The sequence below is a fragment of the Teredinibacter haidensis genome, from assembly GCF_014211975.1.
Lineage (GTDB): Bacteria > Pseudomonadota > Gammaproteobacteria > Pseudomonadales > Cellvibrionaceae > Teredinibacter > Teredinibacter haidensis.
On the sequence record NZ_CP060084.1, the window covers coordinates 20,324 to 41,055 of the forward strand.

18 protein-coding genes and 1 tRNA gene are annotated in these 20,732 nt (G+C 47.2%); 14 read left to right on the forward strand and 5 right to left on the reverse strand.

Annotation, left to right across the window (positions count from 1 at the left end; translation table 11 throughout):
- Positions 1-65: 65 nt before the first annotated feature.
- The 7 genes from queE (at position 66) to rimI (ending at position 6,109) form a co-directional block, all read left to right on the forward strand.
- Positions 66-716: a 7-carboxy-7-deazaguanine synthase QueE gene (gene queE / locus H5715_RS00095; RefSeq protein WP_075188339.1), complete on the forward strand. Its 651-nt coding sequence runs from the start codon at positions 66-68 to the stop codon at positions 714-716.
- Positions 709-1,389 carry a 7-cyano-7-deazaguanine synthase QueC gene (gene queC / locus H5715_RS00100; RefSeq protein WP_075188340.1) on the forward strand — a complete coding sequence of 227 codons (681 nt, stop codon included), beginning with the start codon at positions 709-711 and terminating at the stop codon, positions 1,387-1,389. Before queE ends, queC begins: the two co-directional genes overlap by 8 nt.
- A gap of 122 nt (positions 1,390-1,511) precedes the next feature.
- Positions 1,512-1,587, forward strand: a tRNA-Lys gene (locus H5715_RS00105).
- A 108-nt stretch (positions 1,588-1,695) separates the two neighbouring features.
- Positions 1,696-2,763, forward strand: coding sequence for a quinolinate synthase NadA (gene nadA, locus H5715_RS00110; RefSeq protein ID WP_075188341.1), 1,068 nt, complete (start codon positions 1,696-1,698; stop codon positions 2,761-2,763).
- A gap of 454 nt (positions 2,764-3,217) precedes the next feature.
- Positions 3,218-4,765 (forward strand): 2-isopropylmalate synthase, encoded by a 1,548-nt coding sequence (locus H5715_RS00115; protein WP_075188342.1) that lies wholly within the window; start codon positions 3,218-3,220, stop codon positions 4,763-4,765.
- Positions 4,766-4,815: 50 nt separating this feature from the next.
- Positions 4,816-5,604 carry a hypothetical protein gene (locus H5715_RS00120; protein WP_139309957.1) on the forward strand — a complete coding sequence of 263 codons (789 nt, stop codon included), beginning with the start codon at positions 4,816-4,818 and terminating at the stop codon, positions 5,602-5,604.
- 13 nt (positions 5,605-5,617) lie between these two features.
- On the forward strand, positions 5,618-6,109 hold the full coding sequence (gene rimI / locus H5715_RS00125; RefSeq protein ID WP_075188344.1) for a ribosomal protein S18-alanine N-acetyltransferase: 492 nt from the start codon (positions 5,618-5,620) through the stop codon (positions 6,107-6,109).
- On the opposite strand, the gene H5715_RS00130 is transcribed toward rimI, so the two are convergent.
- Complete coding sequence (locus H5715_RS00130; protein ID WP_075188345.1) at positions 6,106-7,029, reverse strand: choice-of-anchor A family protein; 924 nt, start codon at positions 7,027-7,029, stop codon at positions 6,106-6,108. The genes rimI and H5715_RS00130 overlap by 4 nt on opposite strands.
- A 299-nt stretch (positions 7,030-7,328) precedes the next feature.
- On the opposite strand from H5715_RS00130, the gene H5715_RS00135 reads away from it, so the two are divergent.
- Genes H5715_RS00135 through H5715_RS00145 form a run of 3 tightly spaced genes read left to right on the forward strand, consistent with a single transcriptional unit; the run spans position 7,329 to position 10,633 of the window.
- Positions 7,329-8,903 carry a peptide chain release factor 3 gene (locus tag H5715_RS00135; RefSeq protein ID WP_075188346.1) on the forward strand — a complete coding sequence of 525 codons (1,575 nt, stop codon included), beginning with the start codon at positions 7,329-7,331 and terminating at the stop codon, positions 8,901-8,903.
- Positions 8,904-8,943: 40 nt separating this feature from the next.
- Positions 8,944-9,546: a 1-acyl-sn-glycerol-3-phosphate acyltransferase gene (locus tag H5715_RS00140; RefSeq protein ID WP_075188347.1), complete on the forward strand. Its 603-nt coding sequence runs from the start codon at positions 8,944-8,946 to the stop codon at positions 9,544-9,546.
- A 22-nt stretch (positions 9,547-9,568) separates the two neighbouring features.
- Entirely contained in the window at positions 9,569-10,633 is a 1,065-nt protein-coding gene (locus tag H5715_RS00145; protein WP_075188348.1) for an AI-2E family transporter, read from the forward strand.
- A gap of 7 nt (positions 10,634-10,640) precedes the next feature.
- Here H5715_RS00145 and sthA read toward each other — a convergent pair whose 3' ends face one another.
- Positions 10,641-12,038, reverse strand: coding sequence for a Si-specific NAD(P)(+) transhydrogenase (sthA, locus tag H5715_RS00150; protein WP_075188349.1), 1,398 nt, complete (start codon positions 12,036-12,038; stop codon positions 10,641-10,643).
- Positions 12,035-12,907, reverse strand: coding sequence for an HDOD domain-containing protein (locus H5715_RS00155; RefSeq protein ID WP_075188350.1), 873 nt, complete (start codon positions 12,905-12,907; stop codon positions 12,035-12,037). Before H5715_RS00155 ends, sthA begins: the two co-directional genes overlap by 4 nt.
- 275 nt (positions 12,908-13,182) lie before the next feature.
- Between H5715_RS00155 and H5715_RS00160 the strand changes: the two genes are divergently transcribed.
- Positions 13,183-14,388 carry a response regulator receiver protein gene (locus H5715_RS00160; RefSeq protein ID WP_075188351.1) on the forward strand — a complete coding sequence of 402 codons (1,206 nt, stop codon included), beginning with the start codon at positions 13,183-13,185 and terminating at the stop codon, positions 14,386-14,388.
- 207 nt (positions 14,389-14,595) lie between these two features.
- On the forward strand, positions 14,596-15,159 hold the full coding sequence (locus H5715_RS00165) for a hypothetical protein (protein ID WP_075188352.1): 564 nt from the start codon (positions 14,596-14,598) through the stop codon (positions 15,157-15,159).
- Positions 15,160-15,235: 76 nt separating this feature from the next.
- On the opposite strand, the gene H5715_RS00170 is transcribed toward H5715_RS00165, so the two are convergent.
- On the reverse strand, positions 15,236-16,429 hold the full coding sequence (locus H5715_RS00170) for a TonB family protein (RefSeq protein WP_075188353.1): 1,194 nt from the start codon (positions 16,427-16,429) through the stop codon (positions 15,236-15,238).
- A 439-nt stretch (positions 16,430-16,868) separates the two neighbouring features.
- Here H5715_RS00170 and H5715_RS00175 point away from each other — a divergent pair, with 439 nt between their 5' ends.
- Complete coding sequence (locus H5715_RS00175; RefSeq protein ID WP_075188354.1) at positions 16,869-17,564, forward strand: cyclic nucleotide-binding domain-containing protein; 696 nt, start codon at positions 16,869-16,871, stop codon at positions 17,562-17,564.
- An 808-nt stretch (positions 17,565-18,372) separates the two neighbouring features.
- A complete protein-coding gene (locus H5715_RS00180) occupies positions 18,373-18,969 on the forward strand; it encodes a hypothetical protein (RefSeq protein WP_075188355.1) in 597 nt (198 codons plus the stop codon).
- A gap of 90 nt (positions 18,970-19,059) precedes the next feature.
- Here H5715_RS00180 and H5715_RS00185 read toward each other — a convergent pair whose 3' ends face one another.
- Positions 19,060-19,839, reverse strand: a complete 780-nt coding sequence (locus H5715_RS00185) for a hypothetical protein (protein WP_075188356.1) — start codon at positions 19,837-19,839, stop codon at positions 19,060-19,062.
- Between the last annotated feature and the right edge of the window lie 893 nt (positions 19,840-20,732).

A 20,732-nucleotide genomic window follows, 5' to 3' on the forward strand; every position in this document is an offset into this window, starting at 1 on the left:
CTACACTCGCTGTTTGCGGCGGTATTCGCTAAAATCCCGCTCCCTATCTTTACCTTGAGTCGTCAATGAACGATAACAGTCTTCGTATTACCGAAATTTTTTATTCGCTGCAGGGTGAAGCCCGAACGGTGGGGTGTCCCACCGTCTTTGTGCGCCTAACTGGCTGCCCTTTGCGTTGCGTCTACTGTGACTCAGAATATGCCTTCTTCGGCGGTGAGCGCAAAACCTTCGCCGAGGTAGCCGAGCAGGTCTCCCGTTATCAGCCACAGCATGTATGTGTTACGGGGGGTGAGCCTCTAGCACAGCCAGCGTGTCTGTTGTTATTGACGTATTTGTGCGATCTTGGTTATCAGGTGTCGTTGGAAACCAGCGGTGCTATGGATATTAGTGGTGTGGATTCGCGTGTTAGCATTGTGATGGATTTAAAAACACCGGCTTCCGGCGAGCAGGACAAAAACCGCTATGAGAACATTGCGTTTCTAAAGCAGAAAGATCAGGTTAAATTTGTTATCTGCGACGAGCAGGATTATCAATGGTCTCGCTTTAAAATTGATGAATATCAGCTGGTTGCATGCGTTGGCGAGGTATTGTTCTCACCTAGTTTTGAGCAAGTGAGGCCTGTGGAATTGGCTGAGTGGATTTTGCGGGACAGGCTTAAAGTCAGGTTTCAGTTACAATTACATAAACAATTATGGGGAGAAAAGCCCGGTGTCTAAAAAAGCCGTTGTCCTTGTTTCCGGGGGGCTAGATTCAACCACCGTACTGGCGATGGCCAGAGATTTAGGGTATGAGTGTTACACCCTTTGTTTTGATTATGGCCAGCGCCATTCCGCGGAGCTAAAGGCTGCAGAAAAGGTATCGGCAACATTGGGGGCCGTTGAGCACAAGGTTATTAAGCTGGATCTACGTGCAATTGGTGGATCCGCATTGACCGATGATGATATATCGGTTCCTGAAGCAGAGACCGTGGGTATTCCTGTTACCTACGTGCCCGCACGCAATACAATTTTCCTGTCCATCGCCTTGGGGTGGGCTGAAGTTCTTGAGGCGGAATCGATCTTTATTGGTGTGAACGCGGTTGATTATTCGGGTTATCCCGATTGTCGTCCAGAATATATCAAGGCTTACCAGCTAATGGCTGCGTTGGCGACCCGGGTGGGGGTAGAAGGCAAGCCTGTCTCTATTAAAACGCCGTTAATAGAGCTTTCCAAAGCCGATATTATTACCCAGGGCTACGCTTTAAGGGTTGATTACGGTTTAACGGTTAGCTGCTACCAGGCTGACGCAGCCGGTCACGCTTGTGGTAAATGTGATAGTTGCCGGTTGCGCAGCAGAGGTTTTTTGGATGCTGGAGTGGATGATCCGACGATCTACCAGCGTATTAACTAAAGTTTATGAAATAAATGTAAAAAAGCTCTTGAGTTTTCAGGGCAAATCATTAATATGTGCGCCTCTTTCGGGGGTGAGCTGATTCAGCCGCCGGAGCCCGAAAAACAGTATTTGAGCTTTTAGGGTCGTTAGCTCAGTTGGTAGAGCAGTTGGCTTTTAACCAATTGGTCACTGGTTCGAATCCAGTACGACCCACCATCCAAAAAAAGGGAACATTTATGTTCCCTTTTTTGCTATTTGTCTTTATGGATTTTAACCGCTGAAAGGCGTAGCCTGAAGTTAGAGTAATGCAGTAGAGGCTCTCATATGTCCGATCAAACCGAACACTCGCAAAGCGCTGAAGGGGTGGTGAAAGCCTATCTCGATGTCGCATTGGCAGCGCCTCACCAAAAACCTGTTAATAGCGATCAGTTGGTTCTGCAGATCAAGGCAGCGCTCAAACAGCATAATGCCGTTTTGGTTGCTCATTACTACACCTCGCCCGAGATTCAGGAGCTGGCCGAAGCCACCGGTGGTTGCGTAGCCGACTCTCTGGAGATGGCTCGCTTTGGACGGAGCCATCAAGCTCAAACATTGGTTGTGGCGGGTGTGAAGTTTATGGGGGAAACAGCGAAAATCCTGTCGCCGGAAAAGCGTGTTTTTATGCCAACGCTGGAAGCGACTTGTTCGTTGGATATTGGCTGCCCTGCGGATGAATTTTCGGCTTTCTGTGATCAGCATTCGGATCGTACAGTGGTTGTTTATGCGAATACTTCTGCTGCGGTAAAAGCTCGTGCAGACTGGGTGGTAACGTCTAGCATTGCGGTGGACGTAGTCGATTATCTCGACAGCAAGGGCGAAAAAATTCTATGGGCGCCGGATAAGTATCTGGGCAATTATGTGGCTGAGCAGACCGGTGCCGACATGCTGCTGTGGAATGGTTCCTGTATCGTTCATGAAGAGTTTAAGGCTCGTGGTATCGAAGACCTTAAAAAACTCTATCCCGAAGCCGCTGTGCTGGTTCACCCTGAGTCGCCAAAGCCCGTCGTGGCCCTTGCTGATGCGGTGGGTTCGACCAGTCAGCTGATTGAAGCGGCGCGCACACTACCTAACCCCTCTTTTATAGTGGCAACTGATCAGGGCATTTTTTACAAAATGCAGCAGGCTTGTCCGGATAAGCAATTGATGGTCGCGCCTACCGCTGGCAGTGGCGCCACCTGTCGAAGCTGTGCCAACTGCCCATGGATGGCGATGAACGAGCTTGAGAATCTCGCTCAGCTTGTGGGAGATTTTGAAAATGAGCACGCTCGTCATTGTGAAGTCTTCGTCGACTCAGTATTGGCAGAAAAGGCCATGATTCCCCTACAGCGTATGCTGGGCTTTCAGAAAGCTTAACTCCATTCTTCAATACTTCCTCTAGCGTTATGTGAGATATCTGCTCTGCAGCCTATTTTAAGGTAAATGCCCTTGTATCTTTTACCTAGTTTTATAAAGGTTATTAGGATGAGTGTTTTTCATATTCGAGGCGCATAGCAGTTATATTGTTTTTTCATCCTAATATCATCTAAATGTTAGGATGAATATTGATATGTTTCACTATAGCTCCTAGAATCCCTTCCACTCACTGGCTCTTCTTAAGGCTCACAGATATGTCAACAGTTGTTCAGCGGCACCACACTTCGGTTCGTATTCAGCGTGCGCTGTTGTTATGCCCGTTATTTTTACTGCCTTAGCGCAACTTCGTAACAACTTTCCCACTAATTATAAGCTTACTTTTCCCTGTTGAGCTTACCGCTCGAAGAAATGTAACCGCATTGCTGGCGATCCCGGCAGGCGATAGGAGAAAAACATGAATAAAGAAAAACTCGTAATTTTCGACACCACGCTGCGCGATGGCGAGCAAAGTCCGGGTGCAAGTATGACCCGTGAAGAAAAAGTACGTATTGCCAAAATGTTGGAGAAAATGCATGTCGATGTGATTGAGGCGGGCTTTGCTATTGCCAGCCAGGGCGATTTCGAGGCGGTAAAAGCGGTTGCTGATACGGTAAAGGACTCCACTGTATGCAGTCTTGCTCGCGCCATCGATACCGATATTGATCGAGCGGCAGAAGCTCTAAAGGGGGCGAATTCTTCGCGTATTCATACCTTTATTGCCACCTCCCCGATTCATATGAAGTACAAGCTGAAAATGGATCCTGAGCGCGTACTGGCTCAAGCGATTCACGCCGTAAAGCGCGCGCGTAATTACACTGATAATGTAGAGTTCTCTCTGGAGGACGGCAGTCGCTCTGAATTCGATTTTATGTGCCGTATAACTGAAGCCGCTATCGCAGCTGGGGCGACGACCATTAACGTGCCGGATACCGTTGGCTATGGTGAGCCGGGCGAATATGGCGCAATGTTTAAACGTTTGATCGAAAGCGTACCAAACGCAGACAAGGCTATTTTTTCCACGCACTGCCACAACGATCTGGGGCTTGCTGTGGCCAATTCCCTTTCGGCGGTTATGAATGGCGTGCGCCAAGTAGAATGTACTATCAACGGTCTTGGGGAGCGCGCAGGTAATGCTTCGCTGGAAGAGATCGTTATGGCGGTGCGTACCCGCAGGGATATTTTTCCGGTCCATACAGGTATTAACGCTGAGCACATTGTGCCTACTTCGCGTCTGGTATCTTCTATTACTGGCTTTCCTGTTCAGCCAAACAAGGCCATTGTGGGGGCTAATGCCTTTGCTCACGAGTCTGGCATTCATCAGGATGGCGTACTCAAGCATCGCGAGACCTACGAAATCATGCGTGCGGAAGATGTGGGCTGGAATACCAATAAAATTGTACTGGGTAAGCACTCTGGGCGCGCAGCGGTGAAAGCGCGCTTCGAAGCGCTGGGGATTGTGTTTGATAACCAGGACGCGCTGAACCAAGCCTTTGCACGCTTTAAGGATCTCGCTGATAAAAAGCACGAAATCTTCGATGAAGACCTCCATGCGCTGGTGTCAGCCAAAGGTAGCGAGAATATGGAGGAAACCTACCTGTTAGTGGATATGGAAGTTTGCTCCAAAACTGGCGTTAAGCCGGTCGCGAAGCTGACGCTGCAGGTGAGGGGCGAGGATTCTGTAGCCGAGTCGGAAGGTAGTGGCCCGGTAGATGCAGCCTATAAAGCGATCGAGAGCGTGGTGAAAAGCAACGCTGATCTCCTGCTCTACTCAGTTAATGCCATTACCCAGGGTACCGACTCCCAGGGAGAGGTCACGGTGCGGCTGGAGCGTGATGGTCATATTGTTAATGGCATAGGCTCTGATACTGATATCGTTAAGGCTTCAGTGAAGGCTTACCTGCATGCACTTAATCTGATTGCGTCCAAAAACAAGCGCTCGCACCCTCAGCGCGACGGTGTGTAGCGATTGCTTAGGGTTTGGTTATCGCGCTGCCAAAGGGTAAACTGCCGAGCATGAATGAACGTCAGCGCATGCAGTATATGGAAGCAATGGGTATCGACATGTTCGTGCCCCGCTTCACACTTCCTCAGGCTCAGATATCTCAATTGTGTGAGCTACCTGAATTTCCTGCCAATCAAGAATCGCCGCCATTACCCGTTATTGATGATCGAGCCGGTTTGCGCACAGCGAAAGCGATTGGCGGCTTGCTGGAAGAGAGCCGGCTGGTCGATCAGCTAGTAGCTGCGCCTGTTTCAACAACAGAAGTCGTCGAGCCCGAAAAGCAAGTTTTTACGGAACCTTCAGTCGATGCGGGTATCCAACAGGCGGCCGAATTTACATTGGATTTGTGGCGAGTTAGTGAGCATTTACTTGTTATGGACGCCAGGAAAGTGGGGGCGGCTTTACCCACAGAAGCTTTACTTAGTAATATTTTACGGGCCTGCGGACAGCAAGGTGCCCCAGCGGTGGCGGATACGCTGAGATGGCCGTTGACAGACTTGCCGGGTAAGCCTAAAAGCTGGGCTGCGGCAAGGGAAATGGTGGCGTCTTTTCTGGAAGGAAAGCTACTTTCGCGACCGGTAACCACGATGATGTTGTTTGGCGAGGAGAGCTTTCGGGTTTTGTCTGCGGTGGAGCCGGGTGTTCAGGCTTACCAAAGCGCACTCTATGAGAGGGTCTCTATAGACTCCTTCGCCGCTGATGCTTTGGTGTTTCCCAGTCTTGCGCAGCTATTACATCAGCCTGCGCTTAAAAAAAATGTTTGGCAAAGCTTGTTGAAGTACGGGCTGGCCCTTTGTTAAAAGGTACTAGCTTTTGGCTTTAGATCTTAAAAGTGACTTCGACTTGCCGGACGGTGCTGCCTGCCAGCTGCGCAACTTTGATGACTCCCACCTGCAGGCCATTCTGGCGCTTGAGAAGCGATCCAACCCTCACCCCTGGAGTGAGCGGAATTTTCAGGATTCCATTGCCAATAGCCATATTTGCATTGGTGTTCAGACTAACGAAGAATGGGTGGCGTTGGCGGTGTTCTCCATAGCTTCTGGTGACGCAGAGCTACTGATAATCTCGGTTGATCCCTTGTGGCAGGGGCGGGGTGTTGCGAGCAGGATGCTGGAGTTAATGGGGGAGGTTTTGGAGGATTTTGCTGCAGAGCTGTTTCTGGAGGTGCGGGCATCAAACGAAGCCGCGATTCACCTGTATGATAAATGCGGCTTCAACTGTCTTGGTGTGCGCCCTGCATACTACCCTGCAGATCGGGGCAGAGAAGATGCCCATATATACGGCAAATCTCTGCGTATCGGTTAAGCGCTTTTGCTTAACTGGCGCTGCCGGCCAAGGGCGAGCAAACCGATTCCCAGCATAAGCAGTATGCCGGAGCTGGGCTCGGGTACGTCAATGGCTGGAGGGTTGAACAAGAAACGGTGAAATTCACGTCCGCCGGTGTATGAGTTCGCCGCTACTGAACCGTCGAAAACCGCTCCGCCGGTAATATCCGCGCCTGCTGCCAATACCGATCCAAACATCGCGATATTGTTAAAGTCGATGGTATCAGCTTCGAAAAAATTCCATAGAATATTTCGGGCTCCAAGCTCGTGAGATCGAAAGCCGTCTACCAGATTAACGCCGCCTTTAGCTTCGATAATTGAACCGCTAACATTGATAATCACCGTTTCTGCTGCGTTGTAGTTCAGGCGTAGGCTGTTGTTTTGAGCAAAGATGTCGGTAGCATCAACATTAAAAACAGCCACGGCATCTGAGCCTAGATAGTCCAGAGAAGTAGTGCCTGTGGTGTAAGCACCGTTAGCAGACAGCCCTGAAAACTGCAGCGAGGCTGTTTCAAGGTCAGCCATTACCGCATCGATACTCAAGGAACTATCGTGGATTAGCCCGCCAGCACCATTAAAATTGATAGAGCCAGTAACGTTGTTGCTACCCGCGTATATGATATTGCCGTGCTGGATATTAATGTTGTTGGCATTGATATCGCCCACTACTTTTACCGTATCGCTCAGTGTTAGCGTTGGCTCTTTTGTCGCTAGGTCCACGGCTCGACCAGAGGCGTTTAGGTTGCCGCCAATAAATGTTTTACCTTCCACATCGCCACCGGAGAAGTTGTAATCCTCGGCAAGAATTAGGTTGTATTCGCTGAGAGGTAGAGCGGTTGCGTTCAGGCTTATGGCAACGGCAGCAGTAGCGATAAGTACCTTTAAAGCTTTTTGGTACATGAGTTTTATATCCATATAGTCAGTAGTTGAAAAAGAGTAAAGGGAAGACGTTTGATCGTGCCTAATGCACTTTTTGTACCACAAACAATTTTCTTTTAAAACAAAGAGTTATAAATACGTTGCGGGCTCTGCTGTAAAGAGTTTCGACGATATTTCCGCGACCAAGTGCTAATATGACGAGCACCCTGCGAGTTACAGCCGTATCTCCCGAGAGGGTTTTTGGGACTATCTCTTACACAGGGACAATGCTTAGGGCATAATCGCCCTCCTTAAATCACCACGAATGATTCAGATCCTAAATGAGCCTTCAGCAAGACATCGACAAGCGCCGTACCTTCGCCATTATTTCCCACCCGGATGCGGGTAAAACCACTATCACCGAAAAACTATTGCTGTTCGGCAATGCCATTCAGTTAGCCGGTTCGGTAAAAGGTAAAAAAGGGCCTCACGCTAAATCCGACTGGATGAGCATGGAGCAAGAGCGGGGAATTTCAGTAACATCGTCTGTCATGCAGTTTCCCTACAAAGAGCGGGTTGTGAACTTGTTGGATACGCCGGGGCACGAGGACTTCTCCGAAGATACTTATCGCACGCTTACCGCAGTGGATTCGGTATTGATGGTTATCGATGGCGCTAAAGGTGTGGAGGCTCGGACCATCAAACTGATGGAGGTTTGCCGCCTACGGGATACGCCGATTCTTTCGTTTATCAACAAAATGGACCGCGATATACGTGATCCAATTGAGGTTATGGATGAAGTAGAGGACGTGCTTAAAATTGCAGCGGCGCCCATTAACTGGCCCGTAGGAATGGGGAAAGAGTTCAAAGGAATTTATAACCTTTATACGGACACTATCCATCTCTACAAAAGTGGGCGCGGGCATGCGATTCCCGAAGATCTGAAAATACAGGGTCTCGATAGCCCCGAAGCGGATGAGCTGTTCGGCCCTTACGCTGAGGATATTCGTGAAGAGATCGAGCTGGTGCGCGGTGCGACCCATACCTTCGATGTGAATGAATATCTCGCGGGTAGATTAACGCCAGTATTTTTTGGTACCGCGCTGGGTAACTTTGGCGTGCGTGAAATGCTTGATGGTTTTGTAGAATGGGCACCCACGCCGCTTAGTAGGGTTACGAGCGAGCGAACCGTGCGGCCGGAGGAAGATAACTTTAGCGGTTTTATTTTTAAAATTCAGGCCAATATGGACCCCAAGCACAGGGATCGGATTGCGTTTATGCGTGTGTGCTCCGGTAAGTACACCAAGGGAATGAAAATGAAGCATGTGCGTATTGGTAAAGATGTAAAAATAGCCGATGCGGTTACTTTTCTTGCGGGAGATCGAAGCCAAGTAGAAGAGGCTATTGCTGGCGATATTATTGGTTTGCACAATCACGGCACCATCCAGATTGGTGATACCTTTACCAGCGGTGAGGAGCTAAAGTTCAGCGGTATTCCTCATTTTGCGCCGGAGCTGTTTCGCCGTATTCGTTTAAAAGATCCATTGAAAACCAAACAGTTACAGAAGGGCTTGCAGCAGTTATCAGAAGAGGGGTCGACGCAAGTGTTCTTCCCTTTGAACAATAATGATATTGTCGTCGGCGCGGTTGGGGTACTGCAGTACGAAGTCGTCGCCTATAGGCTGAAGGATGAGTATAAGGTTGAGGCGATCTACGAGCCGGTGAATGTTACGACGGCTCGATGGGTTGATTGTGGCGATGACAAAAAACTGGCTGAGTTTAAACGTAAATGTGGCGATAACCTGAGTGTTGATGGTGGTGGCCATTTAACCTACTTGGCGCCTACACGCGTAAACCTGTCGCTAACCGAAGAGCGCTATCCTGATGTTGTCTTTAGGTCGACTCGTGAACACTAGGCGACGGGTAAACATTTAAAGGATAAATGTAGAGGTCGTTATGGCAGGTAAATATAAGTTATTGCCTGAAGTTCCAGAGGAAATTCCTCGTGCCGGCGGGCCATTTCGCCGTTGGTTAGGAGGCAGTTTTTTGCGAATGCTGGGCTGGCGAATGGAAGGGGAGATGCCCAATACGGGGAAGCTGGTTTTAGCTGCTGCCCCCCATACGTCTAATTGGGATTTCGTGCTGGCGATGTTCACGGTAATGGCTTTGGGGGTTCGCTTATCTTTTTTAATGAAAAAAGAGGCGTTTTTCTGGCCATTCAAGGGCTTGTTTATGCGCCTTGGTGGAATACCCATTGATCGCAATGCACCGGATGATATTGTTGAGCAAATAGCGACCTGGTATCGTGAAAAAGATAGAATGTGGGTCGTGATTACACCCGAAGGTACACGGGCTAAAGTAGATAAATGGAAAACAGGCTTTTTACGCGTTGCGGAGCGAGCCGAGGTTCCGATTCATGTTATTGCTTGGGATTATCCCTCCAAGCGTTTAGTGATCGGCCCAAAGTGGCAGACAACGGGAGATCATGTCGAGGATGCAGCGAGTATTCGCCGTTATTTAACCTCTTTATACAAGGGTAAATTCCCCGATAATCAATAATAAAAATAGTAAAGGTGTGTACATGGAGCAACGATCGCATATAACAGGTTTCCTAATTGGATTGGCCGCTTTTATCGTGGTAGTTGCTGGAATGCGTACCGCAGAATCACTACTGGTTCCTTTTCTACTCTCATTATTTATTGCCGTCATTTGTACACCGCCGCTGATGTGGATGAAATCCAAAGGGTTACCTGGGTGGTTAGCCATGCTAATTGTGGTAGCCAATATCGCCGTAGGAGGCTTGGTAGTAGGGGTTGTAGTCGGCTCTGCCATTGCTGATTTTCGTCAGGACTTACCGCTTTATCAGATGCGCTTAACAGAGCTTACCTCTGGGTTATTTCAAAAGTTGGCTGCGATGGGGCTTTCGGTAGACGCACAGCAAATCCGTACCAGTTTTAACCCGGCAGCAGCTTTATCGGTCGCGGGGGACACGTTGGCAACTTTGGGCAACTTAATGACGAATGCCTTTATGATTCTACTCACGGTTATTTTCATTCTTGGTGAGGAGGTTGGCTTTTCAGAAAAGCTGAAGAGCACGTCTAGAAATTCCGAAAAAACGATTGCTGCCATTAATCAGTTTTCTGCGGGAGTGAACCGCTATATGGCAATTAAAGCTCTGATGAGTCTACTAACTGGTACGATAATCCTTATATGGTTATGGGTGCTGGGCGTGGATTATTTTGTGCTTTGGGGAATGCTCGCATTTTTGCTAAATTTTGTGCCAACGTTGGGGTCTGTTATTGCTGCCGTTCCGGCAGTGCTATTAGCTGTTGTACAGTTGGGAGTGGGAGACGCGGCTTTGGTTGGCGTTGGTTTTCTCGCTGTGAACTTTGGTGTGGGCAATCTTTTGGAGCCCCGAATGATGGGGCGAGGTTTGGATCTATCCACTTTAGTGGTGTTTCTTTCCTTGGTTTTCTGGGGGTGGGTATTGGGGCCGGTGGGTATGTTGCTTTCCATCCCATTGACCATGACGGTTAAGATTGCACTGGAAAGTTTCGACGATACCCGCTGGATTGGTGTGCTGCTTGGCTCTGGCCGCAGTCTTGTCAAAACCCAGTTAGTGTTGAACCGATTAGGGGAAAAATAAAATTGACCTACAGTTTTTTTCTTTGGTGAACAATATCTAAAGCGGCGGCACGGTAGGCTTCTGCCAGTGTTGGGAAGTTAAAAATACTTTCCACAAAGAGGTCTACCCGGGCATCCGAAAGCAGCGCCATTTGGCCAATATGAATTAGTTCGGTTGCTCCTTCCCCAACAATCATAACGCCCAGTACCTTTTTTCCTGCTGGGTCGCAAACAATTTTCAGCATTCCGTTCTGTATCCCAGAAATTTGCCCGCGAGCAATTTCATCGAATCGGGCAACACCAACCAACACCCTGCCGTATTGTTCTCTTGCCTGTGTCTCACTAAGACCGACGGAAGATAATTCCGGGATGGAATAAATGCCGGTAGGAATAATGTTGTGCATTATACCCGGAGGCATATCTAGAGCATTACACGCTGCGCGCCTGCCTTGCTCCATTGATGCTGAAGCTAAAGATGGTGGGCCTATCACGTCTCCCGCAGCATAAATCCCGAGAATGTTGGTTTGCAGATTTTCGTCCACGCTAATCAAGCCGCGATCATTCAGTTTCAGGTTCGCATTTTCAATCCCCAGCTCCTTAACGTTGGCGATACGCCCTGCCGCGCAGAGTAGCTTTTCACCCTTTATTTGCCGGCCGTCTTCGGTTTCTGCAATCACAGCATCAAAACCGTTCCAATAAGCTCGAGTCACAACTGTTTCCCCCAGCCAAGTTCCCCCCATGTGTTTAAATCCGTTCACGAATGTTTCGGTCAGATCACTATCGAGAAATCCCAGAGGTAGCGGGTATTTGTCTATCATGGTGACCTCCACTCCCAGCGCCTGAAATATTGACGCGTACTCGCTGGCGATTACTCCACCGCCGAGCACTATCAAGCTTTTTGGCAGGTACATCATGGAAAGAACGGAATCGCTGTCGAAGAGGTGCTCGTGATCGATAGCAATATTATCGGGGTGGTGCGGATGAGAGCCGCAGGCAATAACAATGCATTCGCCAGTTAGCGAGAATTTCTCTCCGGCAACAGTGATGACTTCAATTTCTGTCGATGAAATAAAACGTGCGCGGCCGTGGATAAGTTCAACACTCGAACGCTCCAGCTGACGACGCATGTAGGTATCATGGGCTAGTAGAACATCGTTCAGGCGGTTAATCAGGGTGGCGAGTTCAACATCTTCTGGGAGCTCAAAATTGGCAAGCTCGGCGTTCATGCGCATGTTTTTCACGCGAAGTGCATTTTCTCTTAGCGTTTTTGAGGGAATGGTTCCCCTGTGAACACAGGATCCACCCAATTCTCGGGTTTTCTCGATTAGTGCGACTCTGGATCCTGACTGCGCGGCGTGTAGGGCGGCTTTTTGACCAGCCGGCCCGCTGCCGACGATTAACATATCGTATTGGTTGTTGTTACTCACGCGGTCATGGCCTCCATTGCAGATTTCACCAAGTCTTGTTTTTCTAATAATTCAAGTACTTCGTCCCGATAGAGATTGAGTTCGGCGAGAACGACTTGTGAAACTAATTCTTCACGGGATATACAGTTGTTATCTCCCTGCTCACTCATAAAATGATGGGTGAAGGCTTCCGCAGCGATGGCAATCATCGTCTGATTTCGGGCGGCTCCAGCATCGTTATAGCAATCAAAAAACCGCACAACATCGACAACAAGCCTGGGCATTTCCCACTGTTCTACTACTTGCACCCCTATTTGGCGTTGGAACTTATCCTCTAGCGCCAGAACTTCCGCTGTATCGAGCGTTGTGTTTGATTCGGCAGCAACTTTTAGAGCTGTTTGCACCGCAATTGGACGGCCAATAGCGTGCAACAACCCTGTGATAAACGCGGCTTCGACATTACGCCTGGAGACGCGCGCAATTTCTTTCGCCCATAGCCCTGTCATTAGCGAGCAGCGAATTTCGTACTGAATATGTTCTTCGTAGCCAGGCGTATTAAACAGGCTGGAGTTTATCGAGGCGGCTAGGGCGATTTCAGAAATCAGCTTCATTCCAAGGCGTGCAGAGGCCTGTTGAAGCGATACGAGGCTGCTATTGGGGCTGTAAAGCGCGGAATTCGCTATGCGCATAACGTGTGCGGCAAGTGTTTGATCACTTTGAATCAACGTCGCCAGTTCGGATGCATCGGAATCTACGTCCTGAGTGAGCCGTACGACCTTGCCAGCCACCTCCGGTAACATGGGGACATCGATATGGTGGGCATTGATCTGCTCGAGGATGGCGGCTTGTAGCGGGAGTAGGCGGTCAGGTAGACGGTTTGGTGCAGTCATGATTGAAAACCTGAAGGTTAGGGATTTAAGCGGTGGTCTGAATTCATTTTAAATTTAGCACGTAGTCTTTGCGCCTGTGTTTTATTTGTACAGTGCGTGAAGATGGATTGGCTTACGTTGTTGTCACCGCAATCAACGATAGGGGTTGTGGCCATTGGTAAACCAATGATTTTTGAACTAGCTTTTAATATATTTAATTGCTTGTGGCTGAAGGTTTTGAGCACGTTGATACGCTATCAAGCAAATAGAGCAGTGTTAAATACGAGGTAGCAAAAATGTCATTACAAAAAGTAATGGTTATTTATTCGAAGCAGGAGTCGGCGCTGGGTGTTCATATCGCCAATCATTTTTCTGCGCGCTTGATCGAGGCCGGTGAGGGGGCAGAACAGCTGCTTACCGAGGGAGACTGTAGGGCCGTTGTATTCGATTGTGTGAAAGCAGGAAAAATGGATTTGCTGTACTGCCAGAAACTTCTGGAAGAGGAATGTATGGTTGATACTCCGCTGATTGTGGTGGCGGAAGAGAATCTGCTCGAAGATAAGTTAAAAGCGCTGGAAATTGGTTGCGATGACTATCTGGATACTTCTATGGCGGGCGATGAAGCCTGCGCTCGTATAAACAAAAGTATCTTTAACCAGATAGCGAACCAGCAGCTGAAATCACGGTTGGAGCTGGCGAATCAAACCGCCCATTCTGCCATGTCGGACAACAGTGACCTAGGTGCAAATATTCAGTTCTTACTGGGGGTCCACGATTGCGATAACGTTGATGAGCTTGGGCAACTGTTTTTTCGTACGTTAGGCCGATACGGCCTGCATTGTAGCCTTCAAATGCGTAGCATTATGGGTGTTAAAAATATGGAAGCTCACGGTATGGCCAAGGATCTGGAATCACAAATGCTTACCCAGCTGGCGGGGGAGGGGCGCTATATCGATTTTGGGTGCAGAACAATCATAAATTATGACTGTGTATCCCTTCTTGTTAAGAACATGCCTGTTGACGATAAGGAAAAATATGGTGCGATTAAAGACAATACATTTTCTTTATTACAGGGTTTAAATGCACGTATTCTGGTTTTAGAAGACAAGCAGCATCTCTTGGATGAAAAAGCTGCACTGCGTAAAATCTCGGAGGATGTGGGCTCGGTGATGGTGACAATTAAAGATTCGTATCAAAAAGTCATGTGCGATATTGTGACTGAAGTTGAAAACGTGGCCGAGCTGATTCAGAGTAAAGTGCCGACATTGGCTCTTACTGAAGAGAATGAATATTTCTTGGAAAACGCGACGGTTAACGCGATTGCTGAAACGAACCGAATTTTTAATGAAGGGTTGGTGGTTGATGAAATTTTCGCCAAACTTGAACATGCTATTGAAACGAGTTTAAAAACCGTTGATAACGCTCCTTCGATTGAAAAAACGGCAATGGTTAATGCTAGCCCACAAAATAAGGATGAAGATAGCTCTGTAGAGTTGTTTTGACCCGTAATTGTGGTTGTTTTTTGTTGGTTATCACGCTCGAAATTACAGGAAATCTGCTCAATTCAAGAAGGTTTAACGGCAAGTTATCCATCGAATGAAATTTACTGTGGATAGTTTCCAATGCATAATTGTGACTGGCCGTCTTCCAGGCGGCCTCGTATCGGTGATAACATCGGAAAACAGCTATGCAATAAGAGTTAGACCAGAATGGAAAATAAAGATCTCGTATGGGATTTAGACGTTTTCAAGAAAAGGCAGCGAGCCCAGGACTTTGTTATGGGGTTCGAAAATCAATTATGCGTTTATTCCGGGTCGGTTGAACAACTCTATACCAACTACAATATATTTTTCCCCAAAGAAGAAAACCGAAAGCTGGTAATCCTACCTAATCCATACGCTCATCACGATACATTACAGGGCATCATTGAAGATGCAGTGCGCCCGACAGGCTTGTTTATTGTTCCTGCAGACAAAAATGATGTTGAATCTAAGCGCTTAAATATTATCCTGCCGCTTAGGACTGCGAGCGCCAAGGGGCGGGCAGTACCTTTAGAGGTGGGATTAAACCTTATTAATCAGAAAAGGCCAGCGGACAAGCCATTTTTACCGGTACTGGTGAAGGGTGATTTACGTGAACTTAATGCCGAGACGCCCTGCTTGCACCTGCATATGATAAATCTTGTACATCTTCCCAAGTTGTCCGCAATAGAAGTTAAAGATATCGAGAGGGTTGTGCTGGAGAGGTTGGAAAGCTTGGCTGCCCGACGCTAGAACAGTCAGGCCGTTGATGTAAAAAAGCCGCTCATTTTTAAAAATGAGCGGCTTTTTAGGTTCTGAACGGGGCTAGCTATTTTAGCTGAAATACAACGGGGAGTGTAAAAGAGAAGGTCTCCCCCTTGAGGTCTTGCGGTATCGGGGGGAAGGGGCTGGCTTTCATCACTGCTTTTTCTGCTGCTTTTGTTAGCACTTTAAATTTGGAGCCTTCTATGACAACCACATCCTGCACCTCGCCCGTGCGGTCGACCGTAACGTTAAGTCTAACGTGACCCTGCCACCCGCGCTCCAGAGCTCTTTTGGGGTAGACCAGGAATCTGTAAGACCATTTTTTTAGGCTGGCGATGTATAGCTGCTGAGCGAGCAGGCTTTCGGCGGTAAAGTCGAAATCTTCCTCTTCTTCTTCTAGTAAATCCGCATCCAGCAGGGCTTGCTGAGGCTCCGCTGCAGGTGTTTTATTCACTGGAACTGGAGTAGCTACTACGATTTCCTGCTCGTCAACTACGGGAGCTTGAACCTCGGGTTTTACCGTCGCAATAGGGCTTGCCAGTGCTGGAGGGGCAACAATTGTGGGAGCTGCTGGTTTAGTAACGATTGCGGCGGCAGCAGGTGCGGCAGCGGCTATTTGGGTGTTCGCAGCGGGTTGTGAAGACTTCACACTCTGTATTGCGGCAATGCGCTCGTCACTCGGGACTGTTGCATCGAAACGTGCCAGTAATTCAGAGTCTACATTTCCCGCGACCAGCAGGCCATCACGAAAACCGGACGAAAGTGGAACTGGTCCGATCCAGGTTCTTAACAGTAGATTAAAAAACTCAGAGCTTTGAATTTCACCCAAATCGATTCCATTCAGAATGACTTGTACGGAATCGTCTTTACGGCGAATAGTAAAAATATCGCCGGCGATCAGCTTAACCTTCAGCATGTTACTGAAATCAGCCATATATTGCGCATTTGCGGTGAGTTCCGCGGAGCTGGCGTTAATGGCCATACCTTCGATCCACATGCGTTTGAAGCTGCGTGCAGATAACCGGTTAGCTAGAATGCGTACCTGAATTTGCTTATCCTCCGGCGCCATCAGTATTTGTGAGGAGCTGGAAGATAGACTGGTTACTGACAGAGCGGCGATAAACTGTTCTTTTCCGAGCTGAGAGTGAATGGATAGGCCGTTGAGTGAAGTCGCTGCGTGGACATTTAATGCCACGACTTGTAAAAGCACAGCAATTGCTGAAAGTTTTATAGAGCGTAAAAAATTATATTTGCGCATATGAGTCTCACAAGATTTAAGTTGGAACCTATAGTTTTATTGTTTTGTGAGTTATCAGGTATCGCCTTGTCAATGTGTATGAACCTCTCACCTACCAGCCTTCTCAAGGCGCTCTGAAACTAAAGTACTACTCTACACCAATATGAAACTAACTCAAGCCTATGCGGTGTATAAATACAGTTCTAAATCAAACTCTCAATTTATGTAAACAGTCTATCTTGTGATGATTTTGGCGTCAAAAAGAACCTAAATATCATATGCTTACGTTCATTTTGTCAGTTTATGTTGCATGATCCTTACACGGGGGTGTGAAGCAGGTTGCAAAACAACAAAAATATACAAAAAAGGTGTGTAAATGGAGCTACGACAACGATAATCGGTTATTTTACAAGAACAATCACACCCAAATTACGTGGATTCACCACGAGGCAATTCGTCTATGGAAGTACACCCTTTACACCGCTACGAGCAATCTTCGCTTTATAATTTGCTTTCCTCAATTCCTTTTTACAAGGCGGTTAAGCAGCGAGATCCGTGGCAGTACGATTTACTGATGAGTTACTCGAGGATTATTGAGTATCGTCCGGGGGAGGTGTTGCTAGAGCAGGGCCAGAATGATCAGTGGCTGTACTTTCTTCTGCGGGGCCAGTTGGCCGTTATTGTTGGCAGCGGTGACGATGAGCGAAAAGTGGTGAATTACATTACTCCCGGTGAAGTGTTTGGCGATCTGGCAGTATTGATAGACCACGAGCGAACAGCCACTGTCGTTGCAGATCCAAACTGCAAGTCTGTTATGGTTTTTGGTACGGATTTCCAGGTCTTTGGTGATCTAGATGATGTTCGAAAAATATCTTTATCAACGAAGCTAGAATACTACCGAAATATGGTTCACAACCTTCGCTGGAAATTGGAGGTTTACCGCATGTCATACCCGGACCAGTCTTTCGCATCGAACCACCGTAAAGTCAAACTCTACACGGGTCAAAAAGACACGCTTGAAGAACTCAAAAGTCTGGATGAACAGGCAAGAGCTCTGGCGAGGCTGCTGGTCATCTGGAACCTTGAATTCGACCGGCTCTCAATATCTCCACGGGAAAAGCTGGATTACAGTAGCCTAGTAGCCCTAGGTGAGTAATGTGCTCTAACGTTCTATAGCGATCGGCAGTTGATCGTTATTTGCAGCCTTCTAATGTAGACACTTTTGTCTAAGCGCCCTGCAGGCCGTTGACAAGTTATCGGCGTTGCCAGCGAGGCGTTAAATCTGGCTCAAAACACTCATTTATTCGTTATATTTTCCGCTTCTCCGCCAATTTCGCCTTGACCTGACGGTCTCACTTACGTTTTTCAATAAGCTGCTTGCCAGTTATGAGAGCGAATTTCCAAGATGACAGTAAAGGGCCTATGCTCTTTCTGCCCGCTAATTTTTACCCGCTGGGTTAAATCATTCAAACTTATTCGAATTCACGTAAAACGGATGGCCGCTTAGCGGACGTGCTGTTTGGGTGCCTTATGAGACTATCATTGTTGTGGCTCTTGTATTTGGTTGATTCCCAATTTGAAACGGAGGTGCAAGTCTTGCTGCTCGAGCAAGGAGCACGAAGGTTGCGGCTTTGCTTTTATCCTCCTCTTTGTAAGTGGCCAAGTTCCATTTGTAGAGGTGCGACCATGTACAAATGCGTTGCCTGCTCGCAGCTAGAGTCGTTTGTAATAGGCTTTTAACGATTGTTCTTGGGGCGAATCTCGGATATCCGTCTTGGTGGCACCGTTCTACGAATTGATACGAGCATAGGAAAGTCAACTAATATTAATGAAGTGGATGTTCGATGCTTGCAGGTATTTGACGTGCCCTAGTTATTGATTTGGTATTGAATAAGATGAAGACAATTTACAGGTTTTATTTGGCTATACGTTTGATGTTCGGGTATAGGGAGGCCCTAAAAGCGATGAATTGGCAACTGATTTCGCTTATAGGAATACTTTATGTTATGCCTGCAGTAGCAATCAACGAAGAAAGATTGTGGTTGCCAGCTAAATACCACAAGTATTATTTGGATTTAAAAGAGTCTGCTCAGGCTGCAGAAAACTTGGATATTTGTGTTGAAGTTTTACGGGGAACACTCGATTTTGAGCAAAGCAGCAAAAATCGCCCCATTTTTCGAATACAGTGCCGTCGCGAAGATGGTTTGAGTTACAACGAAATGGTTGATGGCGTGAGCAAAGAAACGCTTACGCATAAAGCTCCCACTGAAGGGCCTTTAAGCGTAAAAGAGGTTGAGCGGCTAAGGATGTTAGAAGAAAAGCGTAAACAGGATTACCGCGAGTCCTGCTTGGACGAATTCCAAAAACAAACGATATTTATGCTTGGGTTACAGCTTCATACCCCAGAGCAAGCCAATCCGTTGGAGTTTAATGACGACAGTGCGGTATTTATTATGGAATTCGATGCAAAAAATATTGCAGGCACACCCTTAAAATATCGGGCAACATGCCGGGTTGGTACGGATAAATCGGCAGAGGTGGTGATTAAACCTCGAAAGTAGACTGAAAACGTTATTTCTGAGTTTCAAAACATCTGAGTTTCAAAACAAAAGAAGGCGCCGTTAGGCGCCTTCTTTAAAGCGGGATGCTAGTTATGCTTGCTTGGGGGGACGACCTCGACGCTTAGGAGCTGCTTTGGCCGCAGCTTTAGGGGCCGTTTTCTTGGCCGCAGGACGACCACGACGCTTGGCCGCAGCTTTAGGAGCCGCTTTCTTGGCTGCAGGACGACCACGACGCTTAGGTGCGGCTTTGGTTGTAGCCTTAGGAGCCGTTTTTACCTTTGTCTTTGTTTTCGCTTTTGCAGCTGCTTTCTTTGCTTTGGTTTTCGCTGCGATAGAAGCTTTCTTTGCAGCAGTTTTGGCTTTTATAGCGGCTTTTTTAGCGGTAGCTTTCTCTCTGATTGCGGCCTTTTTAGCGGCAACTTTAGCGGCGGCAGCCGCTTTCTTTGCAGCGGATTGTTCAGCTATTTGAACTTTCTTTATATATGCAGCTTCCTCTTTTGCGATGGCCTTTTCTAGTGCCGAGGCTTGAGCTGCTTCAGTTTTTGCTGTGGCGAGGGCTGTTTTTGCCTCAGTTAATGTACTTTTTATAGTGTTGGCGGCGGCGGATGTAGCCGCAGCTACTTTTCTTGCTGCAGCCAATTGCTTGGTTTGAGCAGCCGATTTCTTTTTGGCTCGAATGGAGGCGACTTTTGCTTTCGCAGTAGATGCTTTCTTCGCTGCAGATGTTGATTGAATTGTGGCAGTTTTTACGCTTGCTTCAGCAGATTTTAACTTTGCTGAACGAGCTTTTTCCAGTTTGCCCTTTAACGCTGAAAGTTCCTTTTCTAGCGCGGCGACAGAATCGACAACTTTTGCTTTTCTAGCGGCCATAGTAATTACCCTTACCCTTTGTTGGTTGTACTTATGAAAGTTGTAGCACTACATTACGAAATAACAAGAAAAATTCAAGTTTTTTCATCGATTTAGCATGCTTTTTTAGTGTTTTTTAATAAAAAAAAGATTTTCATTGCCTGTTTAACTATTTTTCGCATTTTTACGCGGATCCATATTAAATAAAAGCGTTTAATTGGGTGCCGAAATTTCACTTACTTAAAGCAAATGCGTGAACTAAATGTAGAACTCAAAAATTCGCTAGTTGTGCAGCGATATTTTAATGAAACGCTAATATCCTTTGTGGTTGGTAGCATTGTTTTAGACTGTAATTAACTTCGTACACTTACGCATAAACGCGATTTCGGTGGAATTACTGAATTTTTAGAAAATAATCAGTATTCCCATTCGTATGGAGTAGTTTAACGTTGAATTAATAGGATTGACTTTACCTCTTTAAGGGACTTCCACATTGACCTTGTAATTCTATGGCGAAATGAAATTGTTTTATGTCCGTCGAGATCGGTTTGACACATAAAATCGGTTATTTCGCATTTTTATTCATATCTAAATTTAGAATAGTTGTTGAAACACTCTCAAATCCCGTTTTATGCTTTGTAAAGGTCACCGCTCAATACCCGGGAGTTTTTGAAAAAGCCTGTGTATGCGCTGCTCAGCCTAGTGTGTATGGACGTAATACAAAGTGTTCCTTTACTGGATGCGTTATTGAAAGGCGCTTCCACTCTTTTGGGTTTTAATGTGTAGAGGCGGGCGGTGTTGCCAGCATCGCACGCTTAGACGGCAGACGCGCTTGGGCGTGAGAGAAAATTTAGATTGTCTTTGGGCCTGCCAGGTAGGAATAAATAGCCTTTGCGGGCTGTATTAATAAACAG